This is a genomic window from Fulvivirga sp. (assembly GCF_040220315.1).
Lineage (GTDB): Bacteria > Bacteroidota > Bacteroidia > Cytophagales > Cyclobacteriaceae > Fulvivirga.
On record NZ_JAVJUY010000052.1, the window covers coordinates 1 to 22,369 of the forward strand.

21 protein-coding genes are annotated in these 22,369 nt (G+C 36.6%); 3 read left to right on the plus strand and 18 right to left on the minus strand.

The window, feature by feature from the left end; genetic code table 11:
• A partial coding sequence (locus RLO81_RS02180; protein WP_350106574.1) for a M28 family peptidase occupies nt 1–1,154 on the plus strand: 1,154 nt, incomplete at its 5' end.
• A 92-nt stretch (nt 1,155–1,246) separates the two neighbouring features.
• Nucleotides 1,247–2,356: a DEAD/DEAH box helicase gene (locus tag RLO81_RS02185; RefSeq protein WP_350106577.1), complete on the plus strand. Its 1,110-nt coding sequence runs from the start codon at nt 1,247–1,249 to the stop codon at nt 2,354–2,356.
• A 753-nt stretch (nt 2,357–3,109) separates the two neighbouring features.
• On the opposite strand, the gene RLO81_RS02190 is transcribed toward RLO81_RS02185, so the two are convergent.
• From RLO81_RS02190 to RLO81_RS02225, 8 genes are all read right to left on the minus strand, one after another.
• Nucleotides 3,110–4,108 carry an HNH endonuclease gene (locus tag RLO81_RS02190; protein ID WP_350106580.1) on the minus strand — a complete coding sequence of 333 codons (999 nt, stop codon included), beginning with the start codon at nt 4,106–4,108 and terminating at the stop codon, nt 3,110–3,112.
• Nucleotides 4,072–5,175 (minus strand): DNA cytosine methyltransferase, encoded by a 1,104-nt coding sequence (locus RLO81_RS02195; protein ID WP_350106583.1) that lies wholly within the window; start codon nt 5,173–5,175, stop codon nt 4,072–4,074. Before RLO81_RS02195 ends, RLO81_RS02190 begins: the two co-directional genes overlap by 37 nt.
• The gene (locus RLO81_RS02200) at nt 5,172–6,305 is read right to left on the minus strand and encodes a DNA cytosine methyltransferase (RefSeq protein ID WP_350106585.1); all 1,134 of its coding nucleotides are present in this window, start codon (nt 6,303–6,305) and stop codon (nt 5,172–5,174) included. Before RLO81_RS02200 ends, RLO81_RS02195 begins: the two co-directional genes overlap by 4 nt.
• Before the next feature lie 21 nt (nt 6,306–6,326).
• Nucleotides 6,327–6,653, minus strand: coding sequence for a helix-turn-helix domain-containing protein (locus tag RLO81_RS02205; RefSeq protein WP_350106588.1), 327 nt, complete (start codon nt 6,651–6,653; stop codon nt 6,327–6,329).
• Between the two features lie 980 nt (nt 6,654–7,633).
• Nucleotides 7,634–8,785 (minus strand): DGQHR domain-containing protein, encoded by a 1,152-nt coding sequence (locus RLO81_RS02210; RefSeq protein ID WP_350106590.1) that lies wholly within the window; start codon nt 8,783–8,785, stop codon nt 7,634–7,636.
• A gap of 3 nt (nt 8,786–8,788) precedes the next feature.
• On the minus strand, nt 8,789–9,535 hold the full coding sequence (locus RLO81_RS02215) for a hypothetical protein (RefSeq protein WP_350106593.1): 747 nt from the start codon (nt 9,533–9,535) through the stop codon (nt 8,789–8,791).
• 14 nt (nt 9,536–9,549) lie between these two features.
• Nucleotides 9,550–11,907, minus strand: a complete 2,358-nt coding sequence (locus tag RLO81_RS02220; protein ID WP_350106596.1) for a DGQHR domain-containing protein — start codon at nt 11,905–11,907, stop codon at nt 9,550–9,552.
• Nucleotides 11,879–12,700, minus strand: a complete 822-nt coding sequence (locus RLO81_RS02225; RefSeq protein ID WP_350106599.1) for a DNA adenine methylase — start codon at nt 12,698–12,700, stop codon at nt 11,879–11,881. The genes RLO81_RS02220 and RLO81_RS02225 overlap by 29 nt, the downstream gene beginning before the upstream one ends.
• A 367-nt stretch (nt 12,701–13,067) precedes the next feature.
• On the opposite strand from RLO81_RS02225, the gene RLO81_RS02230 reads away from it, so the two are divergent.
• Nucleotides 13,068–13,685 carry a PAS domain-containing protein gene (locus RLO81_RS02230; protein ID WP_350106601.1) on the plus strand — a complete coding sequence of 206 codons (618 nt, stop codon included), beginning with the start codon at nt 13,068–13,070 and terminating at the stop codon, nt 13,683–13,685.
• Between the two features lie 80 nt (nt 13,686–13,765).
• Here RLO81_RS02230 and RLO81_RS02235 read toward each other — a convergent pair whose 3' ends face one another.
• The 10 genes from RLO81_RS02235 to RLO81_RS02280 all read right to left on the minus strand — a co-directional run bounded on the left by RLO81_RS02235 (nt 13,766) and on the right by RLO81_RS02280 (nt 22,368).
• Nucleotides 13,766–14,437 carry an ion channel gene (locus RLO81_RS02235; protein WP_350106604.1) on the minus strand — a complete coding sequence of 224 codons (672 nt, stop codon included), beginning with the start codon at nt 14,435–14,437 and terminating at the stop codon, nt 13,766–13,768.
• Entirely contained in the window at nt 14,437–14,766 is a 330-nt protein-coding gene (locus RLO81_RS02240; protein WP_350106607.1) for a hypothetical protein, read from the minus strand. Before RLO81_RS02240 ends, RLO81_RS02235 begins: the two co-directional genes overlap by 1 nt.
• An 83-nt stretch (nt 14,767–14,849) precedes the next feature.
• Nucleotides 14,850–15,206, minus strand: coding sequence for a DoxX family protein (locus tag RLO81_RS02245; RefSeq protein WP_350106610.1), 357 nt, complete (start codon nt 15,204–15,206; stop codon nt 14,850–14,852).
• Between the two features lie 77 nt (nt 15,207–15,283).
• Nucleotides 15,284–16,039: an SDR family oxidoreductase gene (locus RLO81_RS02250; protein ID WP_350106613.1), complete on the minus strand. Its 756-nt coding sequence runs from the start codon at nt 16,037–16,039 to the stop codon at nt 15,284–15,286.
• 103 nt (nt 16,040–16,142) lie between these two features.
• Entirely contained in the window at nt 16,143–17,066 is a 924-nt protein-coding gene (locus RLO81_RS02255) for a helix-turn-helix domain-containing protein (protein ID WP_350106616.1), read from the minus strand.
• A gap of 212 nt (nt 17,067–17,278) precedes the next feature.
• Nucleotides 17,279–17,515: a hypothetical protein gene (locus tag RLO81_RS02260; RefSeq protein WP_350106619.1), complete on the minus strand. Its 237-nt coding sequence runs from the start codon at nt 17,513–17,515 to the stop codon at nt 17,279–17,281.
• 253 nt (nt 17,516–17,768) lie between these two features.
• Nucleotides 17,769–18,728 carry a hypothetical protein gene (locus RLO81_RS02265; RefSeq protein ID WP_350106622.1) on the minus strand — a complete coding sequence of 320 codons (960 nt, stop codon included), beginning with the start codon at nt 18,726–18,728 and terminating at the stop codon, nt 17,769–17,771.
• 313 nt (nt 18,729–19,041) lie between these two features.
• Nucleotides 19,042–19,785: a succinate dehydrogenase/fumarate reductase iron-sulfur subunit gene (locus tag RLO81_RS02270; protein ID WP_350106625.1), complete on the minus strand. Its 744-nt coding sequence runs from the start codon at nt 19,783–19,785 to the stop codon at nt 19,042–19,044.
• Between the two features lie 5 nt (nt 19,786–19,790).
• Entirely contained in the window at nt 19,791–21,701 is a 1,911-nt protein-coding gene (locus RLO81_RS02275; protein ID WP_350106628.1) for a fumarate reductase/succinate dehydrogenase flavoprotein subunit, read from the minus strand.
• A 7-nt stretch (nt 21,702–21,708) separates the two neighbouring features.
• Complete coding sequence (locus RLO81_RS02280; protein ID WP_350106631.1) at nt 21,709–22,368, minus strand: succinate dehydrogenase cytochrome b subunit; 660 nt, start codon at nt 22,366–22,368, stop codon at nt 21,709–21,711.
• Nucleotide 22,369: the final 1 nt, after the last annotated feature.

Genomic DNA, 22,369 nt, shown 5'->3' on the forward strand with positions numbered 1-22,369 from the left:
ATGTAGATGGCAAAGTAATGGTGATTTTTAGTGGGGCACCGGAAAGTTTTCCGATCAGTGAGCGCGCGTATTTTAGCAGTTCCGATACCAAATTACAAACAGCCATTGAAAAAGGTGCTGTGGGATTAATTTACGCCTACGAACCCGGAAGCAGATACTCGTTTGAAAGAAGTTTATCCTATACCGATAAGGGCCGGACGAACGTTATATTACCAAACGGAACTGCCTCAGGAAGAAGTTCTTATGCTAATAAACTTAAAGTAAATGGTTATATCAACGATCCAGTATTTGAGCAGCTGATGGGCTTCTCGTTGGACTCAATAAATACTAGTTTGCAACAAGGCATATTGCTGCAACCTAAGGAAACTCAAACCATCACCGGCAAGGTAAGTGGAATCAGAAAAGAAATTAAGAGTGCCAATGTAGTAGGAGTTTTGGAAGGTGAAGAGCTACCGAATGAATACATTGTACACAGTGGCCATTTAGATCATTTAGGAGTGGGTAATCCTGTGGAAGGTGATAGTATTTATAACGGTGCGCAGGACAATGCAGTAGGCATTAGTGCCATGATTGAAATAGCCCGTTTATACACTCGTTTAGGCTACAAACCCAAGCGATCAGTGATATTTTTGGCCGTAACGGCTGAGGAGATGGGGCTGTTAGGCTCTAAATTCTATGCCCATGCACCAACAGTACCAATGTCGCAAATTGTGGCTAATGTAAATACAGATATGCCCACAGTAGTGGCTCCATTGCTATCCATTGAGCCGTTAGGCGGTGTGCATAGCAGCTTAATGAATCAGGTGGAACGCACAGCCAACTTGCTCGATTTACGTGTGGATGAAGATCACATGCCGGAGCAGGTGCGTTTTGTAAGGAGTGATCAGCTGAATTTTATTTTGCAGGGTGTGCCGTCACTCAGTATCACATACGGTATAAAAGCGGCAGATTCAACGCAAACAATAGCTGGTCTGTTCGATAAATTTCGTGAAGAGCGATACCACAAACCATCTGACGAATTGGACGATACCTTTGATTTTGAGGCGGCCAAAAAATACGTGCAATTGCAATTTATGGTGAGCTATTTCATTAATATGGCTGAAGAACGACCTACCTGGAATGAAGGCGATTTCTTTGCAAGGTTTGAGAAATAGAAAGCAAAATGGGCGGAAGAAACAAAGAAATAAAAGGCACTTCATAGGAGTATAGCCAAAACTAAGCCCATCTTTGCATAAAAATTAGAAGTATGTCTTTCTCAGCATTAGGAATATCACAGCCCTTTATAAAAGCACTGAATGAATTAAAAATTGTTAATCCATCACCCATACAAGAACAGTCTATTCCGTTTTTATTGAGCAAAGGCACTGATTTTATCGCCCAGGCACCGACAGGAACGGGCAAAACAGCCGCTTATGGATTGCCTTTATTGGAAAGAGTGAATGCGGGTTCTCCTCATGTGCAGGCATTGATATTGGCGCCCACACGGGAATTGGGGCAGCAGGTAGCCAAACAGCTGTTTAAATTCACCAAATATTCTGATAAGATCTTTACAGAAGCAGTCTATGGCGGTGCTAAAATAGAAGCGCAAATAGCAGCATTAAAACGACCTACACAGATTATTGTAGCCACACCGGGCCGTTTGGTAGATCTTATTCAGAAAAGCGCTGTAGATCTTTCGCATGTTAAATATGTGGTGCTTGATGAAGCGGATGAAATGCTTTCTATGGGCTTTAAAAAGGAGCTAACGCGTATATTAAAACATACCAGTGGCAAAACAAGTACATGGTTGTTTTCCGCTACAATGCCACCAGAGATCAAGACCATTATAAAAAATTACCTGGCTGCAGATGCCTTCAGAATAACTATCGGTACTGACAGGCTGAACAAGAAGATTACGCACCAGTACACGATCACCATGGCAGAAGAAAAACTGGATACCCTGGTAAAATTCCTCAAAGACATGGGAGAGGAACGAGGCATGATTTTCTGCCGAACGAAAGTAGCAGCTAGTACTCTGGCTAAGCAGTTAAAAGCCAAGAATTTATCTGCAGATGCCATTCACGGAGATTTACTACAAAAAGAGCGTGATAAGATTATGCGCGCTTTCAAAAACGAAAGCCTGCAGTTTCTCATTGCCACTGATATTGCGGCCAGAGGTATTGATGTGAAAGACCTGGCATTTGCAGCGCATTACGAATTACCTGATCAAGTAGAATATTATATTCACCGCAGCGGCAGAACAGCCAGAGCCGGCAACAAGGGATTGTCTTTGATCTTCATTACCAAAAATGAATTGAAACACGTAAATGAGCTGCAGGAAAAACTACAAGTAGGTATTGATAAGGTAGTGGTCTAGTTTCTTACTTCACACCGAAGGGCTTTCAGGAATAGGTTAATTAGGAATACAGTGAGATATAAGTAGGGTATGTTTGTTAAACATCTATTTAACATAATATAAATTATATAACAATCATATCTAAATTAAGCCTCAAGGGCATATGCTGGATTATATAATTCTATATTATGTCTGCGCTACGCTTGCCTTCGCTAATGCGCTCAGGTAAATAGATCACACGTGCTGCGCTCCTTAATGTACAGTTTGAGTTTCCGAAAGTTGTTATATAATTAGTCGTTATATTAAATAGCCGCTCGGCCAGCGCGCTGATTCCACCGCACGGCTTGCCCTGTCCAAACGGCTATTAATAGTTTTACCCACCCGCTGTCAGGCTGATGCCTGATGAGCCTACGCTAATGCAAGAGATTTCCAGGCAAAGCTCAGTGCTTATAATTTTAATATTCGAGGAATTGTACGCTTTGATTTCAAATACACGATTCTCAGCGACTAGGAATTTGCCTGTAAAACACTTGCTAGCCAACGCTTTATTAAAAGCAGTAATTGCTTTGTGTAGAATGGCTCACAGGTTTGATCGTATTTGAATTGTGTTCGCTTTACGCTCATGCCGCTAGGCAAATACTTTTGGCATTGCCCCAAAAGTATTCAAAAGGTCTAGGCAAAATAATGCTGCCACCCACAACCCAGCGCACACCCCGCTATTTTGCCTTGCAGCCCTCCAATATACATATTGGAGAATCTATTTAACATAATATATTACCAACCTCTTAGCTCGTTAGCGGTTCGAATAAAATCTACATGCGGTCTGTCTTGTAATGCTGGTGGTAGATGCAAAACGGCTCTTAGATTTTGTACAAAGGTTTCTCTTCCTCCATCTAATCCAATTTCTCCAAGTTTATCTAAAGTACCTGTATTGACTTGAATTCTGTATTCTTCATCAAAACGCAATAATCTTCTATCATATGCTCGGTGATGAATAGCACATAGGGCAATACCATTTGATGTATCATCCGTACCGTCATGTTCAACAGGAATTATGTGTGCTGCATCAATCAATTTGAGTTGTACACCACAAAATGAACATGTATTAGCATATGCATTAAGAACCCTATTTTTAAAACTATTGCTTCTTACTTTTTTCTTAACTTGAATAACTATTTCACGTCTCTCTAAAGTCACATTTTCAATAGCTTCATCATTAAAATCATCTACAGATTCAATAACTTCCTCTAAAACCTCTAAATCATCTTGAGAACTACCGAATGAATGCAAACCACTTAAATTCGTAATATATTCAACTAAAAAATCAGGTCTAATTGCTATAGCAATTTCATGATTGCCCCTTTCCCAAGTTGCAAGTCCATTAACATATCCATCTCTCAAAGCGGATTCACGAATTTGAATAGAAGGAGACGCACCAAGTACATTATTATGAAAATTGAAATCAAAACCAGCGAACACCCCTCCTTCTTCCCACCATCCCAAAATAAGGACTTTATCATTTGAAATGTTCTCAAATCTATCAACACCAGTGATTTGAATTCGATATTCGTCTACTGGTCGAGCAGCACCACCTCCATGTGTTAAATTCCAGATATAGATAGTTAAATCATGCCTTACACCATCCTTATAAATTCTAAGTAGGAATGGATGCAGTGAAGGATCATTTAAATAAATGATATTCCAACCATCATCAGCAATAGAATTGATAATGCGATTCAGTAAATCTTGCTTTCTATGTCTTCTAAATGCCATGTTTTCTCTTTTTTGACATTACTCAGTTGATCTATAATACTATGACCTAAAATCTTTGCTAATAATGGCGGTACGGCATTACCAATTTGCCTCCATTGTTGTTCAATGGTACCTGCCAAATCCCAATTGTCTGGGAATGTCTGAAGTCTCTTTACTTCTTCAATTCTTAAAATTCTATTTCTCCAGTGAAATGGCCCCATATTATTAGATCTTCTTGCTTGGATTGTCCAAGATGGTTGATGAGGATCAAGTTTTAAAAGAAATGACCAATATCTAGATCTCCACTTAAAAATTGGGTTTTTATAACCTCTTTTTTCAGTAAAATATAGATAATTATCTCCAGGAGGAACCTTTTTCAATAATTCGTGATGCTTACCTCCTGCAAAATGACCTTTATCATCTGCATTTTCAAGAGTGTCCAAGTCTGCGAGCACTTCACCACTTGTTACCCATGGCTTTTTGTATAAATGATCATCTTTTGAGTGGGTCTCCTCGGGAAATCTGAATTTTTTATCGAGCATTCCAATCATTATGAACCTTTGCCTAATTTGAGGAACTCCATAATCAGCCGTATTGATTATTTTCCATGAAACTTGATAGCCAAGTTTTGACGACTCCTCAAGAATGAAATCAAAACCTTCCTGATGCGACTTAAAAGTGATGCCAGCTACATTTTCAAATAAAAAGGCCTTCGGTTTTATAATTTCTAATGCTTTAAAATAGCTAGTTATTGTTACTTCCGCATTCGGATCATTTAATGCTCTAGGCTTTTCTTTTCGATAAAATCTTGACTTTGAAAATGGTGGACATGGTGGTCCACCAGCCACCAAATCAATATCATCAAATATTTCAGGATTTGTTTTCTTCTTATCGCGTAAATACTCTAAATAATCAACTACTGAACCAGAATAAAATTCTGTTGCTGGAAGATTTAATTTGAAAGTCTCTTCACAAAGTTTCTCTAAGTCATTAGCGTACAAAGTGGAAAATCCTGCTTGCTCCAAGCCTAAATCTAGGCCAGCGCCTCCTGAATAAAGACTAATAAGTTTATATTTTGAGTTTGTCATATTGCAATCCTGCTTTTTGTAATTCCTATAACATCCTCTATTAAAGGCTTTAAACAGCCATGAGCAATATTTGAAGGTAATGCATTTCCAATCTGCTTTACCTTATCTCTTCTTTTACCAATAAATTTATAATCCGCAGGAAACCCCTGAAGTACACTTAGCTCAACAATCCTTAGTCTTCTACTATTCCAATGAAAAGGACCCGTCCAAGGTCCTGGATTAGCTGCAATTGTCCAGGAAACTTGATCCGGGTGCAGTTTTAGTAAGAAATTCCAAAATCTTGTTTCTGCAACGAAAGTAGGATTTGGATGACCTGCCCATTCAGTAAGAGCTTTGTAGTTCATACCTGGAGGAATTTCTTTCAATTGTTTGGCCCACCTACCGCTAATTACTTCTTCGGGTTCTGCGTATTCATCTCCTTGAAATGGTTTCAATGCATCTCCTACGGTAACATATCTTTTCAATCCGCTTGCCAGGTCGTCCAATTGTTCTGAATGTGATTTAATAGGTTCACGTGGAATTTGCCCTCTCAAACCTAACAGAATTATCCTTTGTCTTTTTTGTGCAATACCAAAATCAAGTCCATTGACCTTTACTAGCAGAGTTTTAAAACCAATTGACTCTACGGCAATTTTGAATTCTTCAAATGTCCTCTTATTTCGAGGGTGCATTATACTAGGTACATTTTCAAACAGAAACCCGTTCGCATTCGATTCACCTATCAATCGAAAATACTCTTGAAGTAAATCTCTTCTTTGGTCAGGTTTTGCCTCAGTAATAACTGATGGTTTCTCTAAACTTATCCCTTTTGACCTGGCTTGCCTGTACTTCGAATCATGTCCTGGATCAGTCCAGTAACTTGCTTTTGAAAATGGTTGGCATGGAGGACCCCCTACCAAAATTAGAGGTTCATCTTTTGAAAGTCCTGCTTCGTTTCTTAAATCGTCACCACTAAGATTACAAACATCTTCACAAAGAACTTTACCCTTGTGAAACGTAGGATTAGCTTCCATTGTATCGCATGCTAATCGATCAATTTCAACGGATAATCTAAGATCACCTCCAGCTTTGGTCGCTCCTAACCCGAGTCCACCAGCTCCAGAAAAAAGATCTATTACAGGTATGCTCATAAATTCAGTTTGTTTTATTATTTACAATGGTAATTCTGACTGTTTGGAATTCTTACTTCTTATGTATTTGATTTTTTCTTCCGCTAGCTTCAGTACACTCTCATCTCTTGCGTTAGAAATAATCTCATAAGCGAATTTCTCGCTTAAGAATTCATCTTTTAATTCATCAAGGTCTAGTGAGAATACTTCTGCTATTTTCGATAAGCATTTAGGATCAATATTTTTTTTACCATTTTCAATCTTACTTAAAGCACCAGAATCAATACTTAATAATGCTCCGAGTTGTGTCAAAGTAAAACCTCTTTGTTTTCTAAGATTATGAATATACTCACCAATTGACTTATTCATCTTGATTAAATTTTCTTGCAGTAAATATCTTGACAATTTTGACAAAAAACAAATTGGGAAAGTTTATAATTATCAAGACGCACACATTTGCCATTACCCTCTCACCTTCCCTCCTGCCAAAATGCCAAAAGAGTGCTCCATAACTTCCTATAAATAAGAAAGGATTTTAAAAGGAAAGAAAAGGGCCTTGTCTCAAACTATTAATGCAACGCTCTACCCCAAGCTAAGTAACATAACGCAGGACATTATATAACAAGTATAGTAAATTCCGTAACACAGCGTGTTTAGCATAAAATCAGTAATCGTCCACTTTAGTGCGATTACGGCAAGGATTTTATGTTAAGGAATTTACGGCTCAGCTTGTACCAATCCTTTTTATATAATTCTATATTATGTCTGCGCTCCGTAAACTACGCTTGCCCTCACCAAGGCGTTCGGGTAAATAGATCACATGTGCTGCGCTCCTTGATGTACAGTCTGAAGCTCTAGGAAGTTGTTATATAATTTGACATTATTTTAAGTAGCCGCTCAGGCCACGGCTTAACCCGTCCGCCAGTTGGCGGATTGCCCTGATCCTGAGCAACTAATAATTTTTCTTTTTTGGCCGACCCGTAAAGAGTTTTTTCTTACAGCCGCACACACAACAGATTTGGCAGGCTTTGTAACGCTGTATTTTTAATTATACTGTACCAATGGTCAGAAATGTGAAAATATTCGATTCTCAGCGCTTAGAATTCGCCTGTCAAAACACTTGTGTTATCAACCCTCCATAATGCAGGAATTTTTAGAAGCTCACCAAGGTTTGTAGATTTTAATGTGTTCGCATTACGCTCATGCCGCTGGGCAAATACTTTTGGCATTGCCCCAAAAGTATTCAAAAGGTCTAGCCAAAATAATCACTTCCACCCACTGGCCTGCGCACTCCCGGTATTTTGGCTGGCCAACGCTCAATTTCTATTTAACATAATATGGATCGAGATTTACCGCAGATTTAACACTTCAACAATTCTTTCATATAAGAACCTCTGTATCTCAGTTCCACCTCCTTTTTGATCTAATTCTGCCCTTTTCCAACTGATTTTCCCTTCCAATTGTTTAATAAACATCATATAGTTTTCAAACTTGCCATCGGCTTTAATAGATATTTTTGGAAATGCCCTCATAATAGCACCGAATCCATTTGTCTTAACTAGTTGACTTTTGTGATCAACTAAAACTTCTCTTGATATTAAATCTAATTCTTCCAAGCTCAGTTCGTTACTATTTTTAGGGATGGGCCAATCACTTGGAAAAGTTTCTTGGAAACTACGGAAATAGTAAAACAATTGTTCGTATGTATTTTGTATGTCAGAAGCATAAGATGTTTTTTCAACATATTTAGAGCATAGATCAATAAAAAATGATTGAGATACTGCTCCACTTCCCATGCCTAACATCTTTATTTGTCTAAATAGTGGTGATTTTGGGTCTGTATAAAATTTTTGACAAATAGTGTGATACTTACGAATTAACTCAACATCACTATCTGATACATGCTCATATAGATCATAGATAAGTGACTTATTTACAGCTTTTTGCTTTCCGTTAATATCACTAAAGAGTTTAGCGGCTGTAGGTAGTGATACATTTAATAACAATACAACAGGAACTTCAAATTCTTCGAGATATTGTTCTTCAGCAAGAAACAAACCAGCCAATCTATGTTGACCATCTATTACAGAAAACCTTACTGAGTCTGGAAATAAAAACTCACCAAAATCATTCTTTTCAAGGTTTAAATAATCATCATCATTAAAATCACTGGCACTTGCTGTGTTAGCAGAAATAAGTATTGAATTAGGAAAGAAATTATTTACATTATTTTGGATGTAATTTCGAATGTCATTTATTCGATTTAATTGAAGCCTTCTTTGTACTCCTTCTTCGTTATCGGTTGATAGTTCTAAACCTTTTTTCCTAATTTTTTCAATATAATCGGTATATTTTTCTTGGTACTCTAATGATTCCATTGACATATAGGGATCCCTGAAATGTAAATCCACTTTATCCTTTAACTCAGCTACGGTGAATTTGGTCAGAAAAAACACTTCACCTCTTTGTTTTACCCGTATATATGGATGAGTTTTTTTCATAGTTTAGACATTAGGTGATTGTAGTTCAGAACCTTCTTTATTATCCGATTTAAATATCTGCTTATCAAGCTGAATCAAATTATCTATGTCTTCAATTACTATCTGATTCCTATTGGTAAACGAAATAAGTAATTCAAGTAGTAACCAAAAGAAGCCAGATGCTCCAAAACTAAGTGTAAATGCATTTCCTATGCTTAAAGATATAATGCTAATAATTAACACAGCAATGTTTCTATTCTTGTATACAGATCTTCTCGCTTTTCTTTGATATTTTCCTTTTATTTCAACTCCCTGAATTATGTCATTTTCTTCTCTATCAAAAACATATATTGTTATGAAGTTTTCATAGATTGGTTTGTAACGTAAAAAAAGCCATGGATGAATATTTGAAATCACATTATTGATTTCATTTACAACAACAGAAATAATATTTCTAAATTCGCTATTTTCAGATACTACAAAAACTCTATATGTTATTGAAGTATTGCTTCGTGCTTCATCATCCGACTTGATTAAATAGAATTGATTTCCTTTTGCAGCTCCAGAAAATTTTAAATCATCTTCTCGTGGAATACTTTTAAAATTCGTGTACGCAAGATTATTCCATGAATTTTTAACAACTTGTTCATTATCTTCAGTTGTTAAATTTATATCATAAAACGCCTCTTGCACTAATTTTTCAATAGGTGTGCTATTCCATGTTAATAGAGGTGTTTTAGATATTTCAATATCAAATTGTAGAATCTTCACTTACACAATAGAAGTTAACTTTGTAATTCAGGGATGATATTATTATGAATCCTTTCAAGGAAAATCACTTCTTCCTTACTGAGACCTTTTTCTTTAGTTCCTTCATGTGCCCAAGAATTCCTTAAAGAATTGAATCTAGATATCCATTTAATACTTTTTGCTTTACTACCTAACCCCTCTCCTATGTCAATTGAGAATTCATCTTGGAATGTTTTAAAGTCTTCTTGTTCTTCGGGTTTTCTGGTCCAATATTTATCGATTATGGATTTATAATCATTTATAGTAAACATTTCTGTCCATTCAATATCAGTACTCCCTAAACCCTCCTTATAGTTTTTCTCTTTTTCTTCCTCAGCTCTTTCAAGACATTTTCTTTTGATGCTATTTATTTCAAGCTCCCAGTTTTTACCAAATATTGCTTGAATTTTATCAAGAACTTCATGTTTAATATGTTTCTCAATTTCAACTCCAAGCTGTCTACCTTGACTTTGTAAATTTTTATCTTGACGTTCTTTCCACTCTACTAATTCAAGTGGTTCATATTCTGGAAATTCTCTATTAACAAGCATTTGAAAATTTCGTAACCATCTCAAATCAGCACCTGTACCGTATTTTGAAAGCAAAGTTTCTTCCTCTTCATCACTTAAAACCTTAAGTTGTGAAAGAAGAGAATTAAGGTATTTCTTGATAGCTTCAAACCTTTCTGATGGCGTAGATTTATTATTAATAGTCCCTTTTTTTACAGTCTCCCAATAATTCAAGCTTCCAATTAAACTTACAAATGCATACGACCCTCTATTAGATAGAATTAATGATTTTTCACTTTCAAAGATCTCAGGATACTCTTCTTCCACTAATCCATAGCACATGTTGATAAATTGAACAAGGCTCTTTCTTGACCTATTCATCTCTTGTTTATGATTATGATTATTTGTATCATAAACTGCTCCTAATACGCTATTTTCATCATATTTATTTCCTTTGGCCTTTGGCAATAGACCTGAATTAAGTAATCCGTTTGAAAATGGCGTAAACTTTAGTATTGCTGGGTCTTCACCAACCTCAATTTTATTATAGAGAGGCCCATTAGTTGCCTCAGAGAGTTCAATTATTATTGAAGATCTTAAGGCCTTTATTCTAGTATCAGTTCTATCTGATTCCCAGTATAAATCTCTTTCTAATGTCCCTCTTAAACTTGGACTAACTGCTTTTTGATTTTCATTTATGCTCATGAAAATTTCTAGCTGTTCAATCGAATCTAGTTCAGTAAAGGCAACTACAGGTATTGTATTGTTTTTGGTGAAATCAGTATCGGAATAACCATATACTCTATGTTGACCATCTATTATATACGCAATTGCATAAGCATTCGGAATTTTTAACATTCCAAATCTTGATTTTGAGTCACCCGATCTTGAAGATGGTTCAAAATAAACTTTATGTTTCTTTTGAGAGAAATTGACAATAATTGAATTTGGAAAATAACCCCCATCGTTAATGAACTTTCTTATACCTTTTAATCTACTTGGTACAAGTAATCGCTGATAGGTAGGCATTTCAGCCTCATTGGCTCTTGTACGATGTAAGACAAATCCCAACTTAAGTAATAAATGAGGCTCTAAAGAAAACATATAATAACTCTTATTTCCCATCATACCTTCAACAGCAGGAATTTCGATTTTATCAGTGTTAATTAATTGATCTTTGAACATCAATCCTAAAAATTGATACCTTGATGCTCCTTTATAATTTTTGATCAAACTATTTAAATACTCATATGTATTGTCATTGTAATAAAAGGACTTTGTTTTGATCAGCCTTTGAATTTCAATACTTTCAGGATCTATTCTTAGATTCCTAGTTGCATAGATGTATTTAATCTTTAAGCCCTTCCCAAATATTTGATCTATTGATTTTTTGAAACCATCAAGCCTTTTTTCCAGACCTTCAAATTCTGTTTTAACTGAAGAACTTGCTCTTGGTTTTTCACTTGACTTACATTCAATAATTATTACCGTTTCTTTATCAATTGCTATTACATCAATTTGCTTTTTATCCTCAGGGTCTTTGCCATATGGTAATGTAAATTGATCATCATAATTAAGAAATCGATATCCCAGTTCATAGAATTGACACCAGACATCATCTTCAAATTGCTTATGATGAGATTTGGGCTTTTTGAGTCTTGTTTTTGTTTTAAGTTCTACTTCAACCTCCCAACCCTGTTTCAAATAGTCTTCAACAAGTGAATGCTCTACACTTAAAAAGATGAATTCATTCTTCTTTGCTTTATAAAGTTTACCTAGTTGTGAAACATCGTCAGTAAGCTTACCTTTTATTTGATCAATTTCTATTTGCTTCAATAAACTCATTCTCAATATTTGTAAATAGGAATTCTTCGTAATTACCCCTGTTCGCATTTCTACCACCAATTAGACTTGCTCTATTCATAATAACGGGTTGGTTATGATTGAAAATTTCAGCGATATCATTATGTGCAGCATTTGTTAAAATGTAAAATGCCCCTATTTCAATAATGTCACCAATGAATTCGGAAAGTCTATATTGATCATTCTCAGAAAATAGCCTTTCATTATACTTAATAAATCCGTTATTGTTATGTGTTATGGTATATGGCGGGTCTAAAAAAACTAAATCTCCAGGCTGAATCAACTCTATATTCTGATTGAATTGTCCAGCATTTAAATGTGCTCCATCAAGATAAACTGAACATTGTCTTAGGAGATCCTCTTGTATAAAATCTTTATTCCTGTGACCATAAGGTACATTATAAATACCTCTTAAGTTTACCCTATAAATGCCGTTATATGATGTTTGATTTAAATAAATAAATTGAGCGGCTTGAAGTGTTTCATCTTCAAAAATCTGATGTCTTATTTGGTAATAGAATTCCTCTGTATTTTCAAATTCTCTTAAATGATTTATTACCAAATCAACGTTATCTCTAATTTGTATATATGTATTTATTAAACTCTCATTTAGATCTGATAAGAAACACTCATTTCCAATGTTTAAATGAAAATACATTGAACCGCCACCTAAAAATGGTTCATGATAGTTGTTAAATAACTGATTACCAATTATTTGATCGATATGTCTAACCAGCCAATTTTTACCACCTGCCCACCTTAGAAATGGTTTCATTCTATATTCGATTCAGTTAAAAAAATGTTTGAGCAATTTAAAATTATTTTCTTAAATAATTTAATTATTCCAAACTTAAGCCACACACATTTACCTAACCCTCAATCCAACCCTAAAATAAGTGTGTCTCTCCCACCCTTTGAATGAAAAAACTCTTTCTTCCCTTCTTTTAAAAGATAAATTATTAGTGCAGCGCTAATCCCAAAGCTTACTTAATCCGCCATTAATACCTTATGCTAGTAAGGGCAATAACACGAGAACACTAATATCACAACGGGTTGATGGTCAGCAACAACCTGTTCAAACCACAGATTAGATGAAAAAAATTTACTAATTTATAGTTGTTATTCATCAACAGATTTTAGCTATGGGAGAAAAAAAGGCAGAAATAATGGATAAGCTCATTAAAGTTTCTCCTATCAGCATTGAAATAATCAGCTTAAAAAGTAAACAACTGATCTGTGATAATGGCTGGACAGCCGGTAATCTAGGCTATGAAAAGTCAGAATTTCAGGAATTAAGTAAGAATCTGTTTGAAAAAATTGTTCATCCCGATGATCGAGCCGTTCAATTGGAAGCTTATGCCTCATTTTTTGATCAGCACGAGAAATTAGATTTCCAGGATTTTACCATAAGGGTTTTAAAGAAGGATGGAACATATAACCATCTCCAAATTAGGATTGCCCCACTTGAGAGAGACGATGCCGGCACTCCCCTCACCTTCTTAAGCACGGTAATGGATGTAACGGACCTTATTAAGTTGAATTCAAGAATTGCAGATCAGGTAAAAATAATGGATGAAATATCTTTTAAGAATAACCATGAACTACGCGCCCCGGTCGCAACCATACTTGGTTTGATTAATCTTATAGATCATGAAGATTTTTCCAACGCGCACATTCGAGAGCTGATTGATAGTTTAAAGTGTGCCGTAAAAAGGCTTGATAAGGTTATAGGAGATATAAACGAAGCTACCTACCGGTAGCTGATAATTTATAAAAATTTGTGCATATCTCGGCCAAAACAGTACTTGATGAATTTTAAAATTCTTACCTACATGCATAATTATCTAGTTGATCTGTTTGAAAACTTACTAATAAGGATACCTACAAGCACCACAGAATAGAATTGAGACGCCACCCCAAAAAGCGATACAATCAGTTTGGATGAATAACTAACTGGGGAAATATCACCAAAACCAATGGTAGTAATGGTAATGCTACTGAAATATACCAAATCCATGTAAATGGTTGCCGGATCGGTGCTGTCAATCACACTAATGGACGAAGGATCGAGATAATAAAGGGCCTGCATCAAAAAGACACAGATCTCAATTAAAAGAAAATAACCACAGGCTGAAGCCGAGATGATATCGACATTGATATAGCCTGGTCTGATTAGGAATTTTATTATCTCATAGAAAATGAAAGCAAAAAAGGCACAATATGTAGCACTCAACCATATTAGAAAATTAGGCTGGTTAGAAAGAAATGGAAGTAGTAAAGGAAAAAGAATTACCAGAATCAATAAGGTATTCTTAATCCAGATCTTCCATTTACCTTGCTCTGTAAAAACTCCTATGCTGGCCACTCCTATTAGTATCATATTCAAAGGCCAGATGACCTGATCGTAAAAAACCAGATCAGTAAGCACAATGCCAATGTAGAGATGAAGTATGAGTGTAATGAGTAGAATCTCATATTTCCTTTTAGCCAATATCGTGCGAATAGCTGACACTAACGCTTTGAAATTTGACCGATATCCAGTCGTTCAATTTTACCTTCCGGGTTTATTTTAAAATTGAAAAATACTTCAAATGTACCCCACTGACCTGCGTAGAATTTCCCGGTGATATCCTTACCTTGATTTTCTACCTTATCGATGCTAATGAACTTCTCTTTATGATTAAAGGCATTGTCGAAAAATTTCTTTAAGTCAAGCTCGTTTCCATCATCAGAAAATACGGCTCCTTCTGTAAAATGCGAGTAGAAAGCGTCTTTATTATTAGACTGAAGGGCTTCGATAGCACTTTTAACTGTAGTATTGGATATTTTTTCTGTATTCATAGTTAATTGATTTTTGTTAGCGTTTTGAGCTTTACTTGCAAAAGCTCCAAATGTTGAAATTATTAATATGATCAGGGCAAGCTTCATAAAGACTTGCTTGCCAATGGATGTCCCAAGTAAATGATAACCAGGTTCAATAACAAGAACGGTACTTCAATGGCAACTCCTTTTAAGTCTTTATCCATCAGATGCAGGCAAATGATGAATAGAATAGTGGCCGCCATCAAAAAATTGCCCCATAAAAAGGTTTTAGGAATAGCAATCAGGAAAGCACTTAAGAATGTCATGACTCCAAGGGCCGTAACAGCATTTTTGCTAAAAGACCATTTGCTAAACATGTCTAACATTTCTTGTTTTCCTGAGATCATGGCATAACCTTGCTTAATGCCCATAAAAACGGCAAACAGTATGAGTAATGCACTTATAATTTTTAAAATCATGATAATTTTAGTTAAGATAAATCAGAGAGGTAAGTACTTCTTTTTTTAAGAAGTACTTACTTAATGTTAATACTTCATTATTTGGTGGTATATCCACCGTTTGCCAATATGGTTTGTCCAGTAATCCACCAACCGTCTGTTGCCAAAAAACCTACGATCGGGACAATATCCTCAATCTGAGTGAGCTGTCCGCCCATTCCCATCGACTTATGAAACTCTACAGCTTCAGGAGTTTCTTGGCCATAAAAGAAAGGTGTATCCATTGGACCGGGGCCTACTGCAGTAACTGAAATTCCTTTTTGAGCATATTCTTTAGCCGCTGCACGCGTGTAATGTTCTACAGGTGCTTTATTTCCTGCATAGGTTGAATAATATCCTGTGAATGCACCTAATAGTGAAGTAACGATACTTATGATTTTACCATTTTCTTCTAAAGTCTTACCTGCTTCTTGGATAAAGAAATAAGCTGACTTATTGTTAATGGCATCCATTTTGTCAAACTCTGCTTCTGTAGTTTCTGCAAATGGCTTTTTTAGTACCATACCAACAGTGTTTACAGCGATGTCCACCCTGCCAAACTTGTCTTTTGCTTCTTTGAATAGTTTTTTAACATTTCCGGCCTTAGTCAGGTCCAATTGAATACTGAATGCATCTGAACCTAATTCCTTAACAGCATTTACTGTTTCATCAGCAGCCGATTTAGTTGAATCGCTGTTATAATGGACAACTATCTTAGACCCTTTTTTCGCCATTTCACGGCTTATGAGTCCTCCGAGGTTTTTTGCGCCACCTGCTATAAGAACTACTTTGTCTTTTAAATCAATCTTAGCCATTTTTCTTTTGTTTTAGTTAAGAATATTACTTTCGCTAAGATCGAAAGTGTACAACCTGTTTGCGTTGTTTCACTTTAGGGAAGTGTTGCGTGATTTACGGTAGTTAGTCTTTTAGATATGATTTACGGTATTTGCTGGGCGAAGTACCGGTGTTCTTTTTGAAAAAGTTGGTAAAATGGGCTGTTTCGGAATACCCTAATGAATAGCCAATCTCTTTTATGGAAATATCCGGGTTTTTGAGTAAAGCTTTTGCCTGACTAACGGACTTATCTATAATCCAGGCGGTTATCGATTTACCTGTTTTACTTTTAATCACCTCACTTAAATAATTTGCACTCAAATTTTGTATTGCTGCGTAATCCTGAGGTTGAAAAGCAGATTGAACCTCGCCTTTTGCAAGATCTTTATAGTGCGATTCTAACGATTCCTTAAATTTCTTCACTATCTGTGAACTTCTATTACCTTCTTCTAAAGGATAGTAATTAGACCAAAACTGCTCCTTTATTTTTAATAAAAGCACCACAAAGAGATTGCCTATCAGCTTGAATTTATATTTCGAATTGCCTTTATATTCTTTTAAAATATGCTTGTAAAGCACTTCTATCTCCTCAAACTTTTCTTTTTCCAGAGATTGGGGAGGCACCATTTCAGCAAGTAAAAATGGAAACTCCAGAAAGACATCTTTGTGGACGTTGGTCTTGAGAAATTCCTCGCTGAGCGTAATGAGATAAGCATCATGGAGCTCATAAAACTCAAATGCTTTCAAGTGTCCGGGATTAGTAAAATAAATGGTATTAGGCTCGTATTCAAATGTATGTTCATCAGTGGTATAATTCCCTTTACCATTTTTAATGAAGATAAATGAATAATAGTTGGTTCTGAAGATGGGCGACTGAAAAGGGATGTCGCTATGAATATCAAGAAGACTGTCTATTGTGAACTCAGCATCCTGCTCAATGGGTAAGCCAAGGTCGTTATAGAGATCAACAACACGATTATAGTAGGCTATATTTTGGTCAGACTTCATGCTTTCAATATAGCCATAAATATGTGTTTTTAGAATTGCACCTAATACAAATAATCCTTACAGAATTAAGCAAATTAGATTTACGTGTTCTAAAATATTGCGTTTAGACTTTCTCAGTTCTTTAAGTAGCTTTTAAGGATCTTGACGGTTGTCCCAGAAAGCGGTGATAATTATTTCTGCAGAGTTGAATTTATAGAAAATGATGTAATGGCCTATTGCAGCCATTCAAGTTCTTGCTTATTAAGACACTCTTGATCAATGACTCTACCGGTTTTAATATCCGCATCACTCATGGTTAACATGAGCTTTTGTTCTTCCGTCAGGGCAATAGACGTTTCCTGGATATTTGAGGACTCAATCCTTTTTTCGAGGGTTTTTAGATAATCTGAATTGCTAATCGCCATCAGTCTATCTTTGAGTCTATTTCTAATTTCGCTTGTACTTGCCATATATCAAACATAACTCAAATCAATAAAGAATCATTCAATAACCGCACACATTAGCCTTATTGCTCTCCCCCTTCTCTTCAGCCAAAATGCCAAATCGAGCTTGCGAGATTCGCGAGGGGTTGTGCGGCATGCTTTGAGCGTATGAGCAAAAGACCTGCCCGAATGAATTCATTCAGGCGGGGTGCTCATAGTAAGACAAGAAAAAGTAGTTTGGAGAAACGTAATAAAAAGACCTACGGCTATGGCAAAGCCTCTAACTTATAAGCTTCCATAAACCTGAAAGTAACTCAGGGTATTGACTCCAGGTGATAAGCACACAAAAACCTACTAAGAATACAAAAAGGAAAATCATCAGTAAAATCTGGAAATACGCTTTGGTGTTTAGTTGTTTATCGTCTTTCCAACTAATAATCAGCTCTTTAATATCTCTTCGCTCCAGGTCGGCATAATTGGATGTCATTAACTTATAATCAGCACCAGCTTCTTTTTGCATTTCTGCCCAATCTTTATCAGTTAGGTTTCTTCTTTCGAAGTCTAATCTTCTAATTTTTTTACTGTGTATTTCTACTAAGTCTTCAGGACGCTCGCCATATTTTATTTTTCGTAGGTATCCGTAACATCTGAGCTTTTCTCCTCTCCTTACCCATTTTTCCGTGATTGTCAGGCTGTTATGCTTATCAAGCTCCTCTAAAGGAAATCCGTCCAGGGGTCTTTCTTTTAAAAGTATTTTAAGCTCTTCGGTTTTAATATGCGTCACCTTTTCATGTAAATCAAGCTCTGAAGCATGCAGTAATACCTGGCAAGTGGCTGAGCCATCATAGATCTGAAGTCTTTTCTCTTCTGTTTCTGATAGGTAGACTTCAACCGCTGTAAGATCCCTGTTTCTGTCGGCTTGGTGAGAATAACTAAATGTAATTGATCGGTAATCAGCCGGTTCGTTCGTGAGAAAGGTGCGTACGTCTTTGGGAGCTTTTATTCTTCCAATAATTTCAACAAACCCCTCAGGGGCAGCAGCAATCGTTGATTTATTTGTTTGGTTACGCTGGCGAATCATTTTTACCTGCTTCATTATTTCTCCCACAAACAAAAGGGCTCCAAAACCTCCAAAAGCTATTAAAAAAGCCACCAGAATAGGCAGATAGATAAAGCCCGCTATCACGCAAGCAATGTAAATTATCCCCGGTATGGCCGATGGTTTTTTCTCTGGAGTCATTTAAGTTTCGCTTAACGCTACCTATCTAAGTACTAAATATACGCTTATTGAAAAGAACCCGGCAAATGGTAGAGGCAGGTACAGGTCGGTATTAATATCAATCAGAGTTAGAATTATGTTAAAAGGTTCAATGAAGAAAATAGCATTGGCACACTTATTCGCTGTGTCACAAAGATCGAAGACTTTAAACTATCTCTTATTACGCCAAGTAGGCACATATCAAGTTCGGTATAAGCTATATCGCGAGAACACCTTTCTACCGATAGGCAGAAGTTATATTATAAAAACAGTGAATTCCGTATTTCAAACTATGTTAACCAAGTAACTTGGCCTTAACTATCCTGGCATTCATTTCAGCGATATTAGCAATGGATATATTTACAGGGCATTCTACTTGACAAGCACCGGTAAAAGTGCAATGACCAAAACCTTCTGCTTCCATCTGTTTAATCATATTTATTACCCTTGTATGTGCTTCCGGCTTTCCTTGAGGCAAGTTGTTGAGGTGATTTATTTTGGCTGATGTAAAAAGCGCAGCAGAAGCGTTTTTGCAAGTAGCTACACATGCCCCACAACCAATACATGATGCAGCATCCATAGATTTATCTGCTAGCTCTTTTCCTATTAATAATGAGTTAGACTCAGGTGCTGTGCCAGTTTTAGCGCTTATGTAAGCTCCATTTTCAATAATTCGATCAAACGAAGAACGATCAACCACTAAATCCTTTATAATGGGAAAAGATTTAGCTCTCCAAGGTTCTACTACAATGGTATCTCCATCTTTAAAACTACGCATATGCAACTGGCAGGTAGTTATATTATCGTGTGGTCCATGTGCACGACCATTTATAAAAACCCCACATTGCCCACAAATACCCTCTCTACAATCATACTCAAAAGCGATCACTGATTCTCCTTTTAGCACAAGCTCCTCATTTAAATAATCAAGGGCTTCTAAGAACGACATATCTTGATTAAGGTCAGTGACAGGATACTCTTTGAATGAACCTTTTTCACTGTTGCTATTTTGTCGCCAAATCTTAAAAATAACTTGCATGATCTTTATTTGTAACTTCTAATAGTAGGTTTTTGATATTCAAAATTTAACGCTTCTTTATGAAGCTTAAAGTCACCACTTACATATTCCCAAGCCGATACGTAGGCATATTTTTCATCAATACGTACCGCTTCACCTTCCTGAGTTTGGTATTCTTCTCTAAAATGTGCGCCACAAGATTCTTCCCTTGCTAGGGCATCTTTGCACATTAATAGGGCTATTTCAATAAAATCCACAAGCCTTAGTGCCTTCTCTAATTCAGTATTGAATTCGTTTTGATTACCAGTTACTTTTATTTCTTTCCAAAAACTATCTTTTATATCCTCTATTTCTCTTATTGCTTTTTCTAAACCATTTTTATTTCTACTCATGGCACACTCTTTCCACATTATCTTACCCAATTCCCGATGAAAATCGTCCACCGTCCTGTGGCCATTAACTGCAAGAATCGTATTGATTTGTGTTTTAACGTGTGCCTCAGCTTTTTCAAATTCAGGGTGGTCGGTTTTTATATGCTCCTCACTAACATTAGAAGCTAGATAATTACTGATCGTATTAGGCAAAATAAAATATCCATCTACACTGGCCTGTAAGAGGGAATTTGCTCCTAACCTATTAGCCCCATGATCAGAGAAATTACATTCCCCAATGGCATATAACCCGGGAATAGTGGTCATTAATTCATAATCTACCCAAAGACCTCCCATGGAAAAATGTGCTGCTGGAGATATTTGCATCGGTTCTTTGTAGGCATCAATACCGGTTATTTTTTTGTACATATCGAACAAGTTGCCATACCGATCTTTTATCGTATCTAGTCCGAGCCGCTCGATAGCATGCTTAAAGTCAAGATACACTGCATTTTTGAGTCTTCCCACTCCATAACCTTCATCTATACGCTCTTTAGCGGCTCTTGACGCAATATCTCGTGGTGCCAGGTTTCCGAAACTTGGATACCGTCTTTCCAGGTAATAATCCCGCTCTTCTTCTGGTATTTCATTGGCAGGTCTTTGGTCATTTATTTTATTAGGCACCCAAATTCGTCCATCATTACGCAACGATTCTGACATTAATGTAAGCTTGGACTGGGATTCACTTGATTGCGGTAATGCCGTTGGGTGTATTTGTGTAAAACTAGGAGCCGCAAAATAGGCTCCCTTCTTATGTGCTTTCCAAATGGCACTACCATTACAGCCAATCGCTAATGTGGAGAGTCTAAATACCCTTGAGTACCCTCCTGTAGCCAAAACCACTGCATCGCCAGCAAACCGTTTGATTTCACCACTTACTAAGTTCCTAACAATAATACCTTTGGCAGCACCATTAACCACCACCAAATCCAACATTTCACTGCGAGTGTGCATTTTTACTTTACCACTGCGCACCATCTTATAAAGCTGAGAATACGCAGCTAAAAGCAATTGTTGACCTGTTTGACCTCTCGCATAAAAGGTGCGTTCTACCTGAACACCGCCAAAGCTTCGATTGGCTAATACACCCCCATATTCCCTGGCAAATGGAACCCCTTGTTGGGTAAAATGATCGATTAAAGGAGCAGATAGTTCCGCCAAACGATACACATTCGCTTCTCTGGAGCGAAAATCACCTCCTTTTAAGGTATCATAAAACATGCGCCATACGCTATCTCCATCATGTTGATAATTTTTGGCAGCGTTCACTCCACCTTGAGCAGCTACAGAATGAGCCCTGCGGGCTGAGTCTTGATAACAAAAACAATCTACATCATAGCCTAACTCAGCAAGAGTGGCGGCTGCACCTGCCCCAGCTAGCCCTGAGCCAACAACAATGATATTTAGTTTCTTTTTGTTTGCTGGATTTACTAATTGACTAGTTGCCTGATAGTTACGCCATTTATCTTCTAGCTTACCTTTTGGTATTTTTGCATCTAATTTCATAGCTGATCTATTTTAGAAAGACAATAATCGGGATGATTCCGAACCCTAGAGACATAAGAATCGCATAGATTAATGAAACTTGAGCCAAAATTTTCAACCCGCTCTGATGATAAAATCCCAATGACTTGAAGGCACTCTTAAAACCATGGTGAAGGTGAAACCCAAGCGGAATGGCTAAAACGGAGTAAAAAATAACGTAATATGGGTTTTGAAATAGCTGGACGGTTACATCATAAACGTCCAAATTTCCAAGATCATCAGTTGCTACTTTCTCTCCAATGCCCAATTTTATTCTGGCCCAAAAATTACCTAGATGAACTACTAAAAATATCAAAACTAATATTCCTAAAAAGCCCATATTTTGGGAGGACCACGAGCTATTCTCACTGCTATTATTTACTAAGTAAGCAGTAGGTTTTGCCTTTCTATTATGGTATGTGATAATTGCTGCATAAACTATATGTAAAACGATAGAAAGGTATAATACATAAGCAATTATCTTAATTAACGGACTTTCTCTGAGAGTGGTAGAATAGGTGTTATACATGCTCCTTGAAAGGTCTTCAGGAAGCAACAAGATGCAATTCGCAGATAAATGCACTACCAAAAAAATGCATAAGAAGAGGCCACTGGCAGCTAAAATACTTTTGCGAAAGAAGATGTTCATT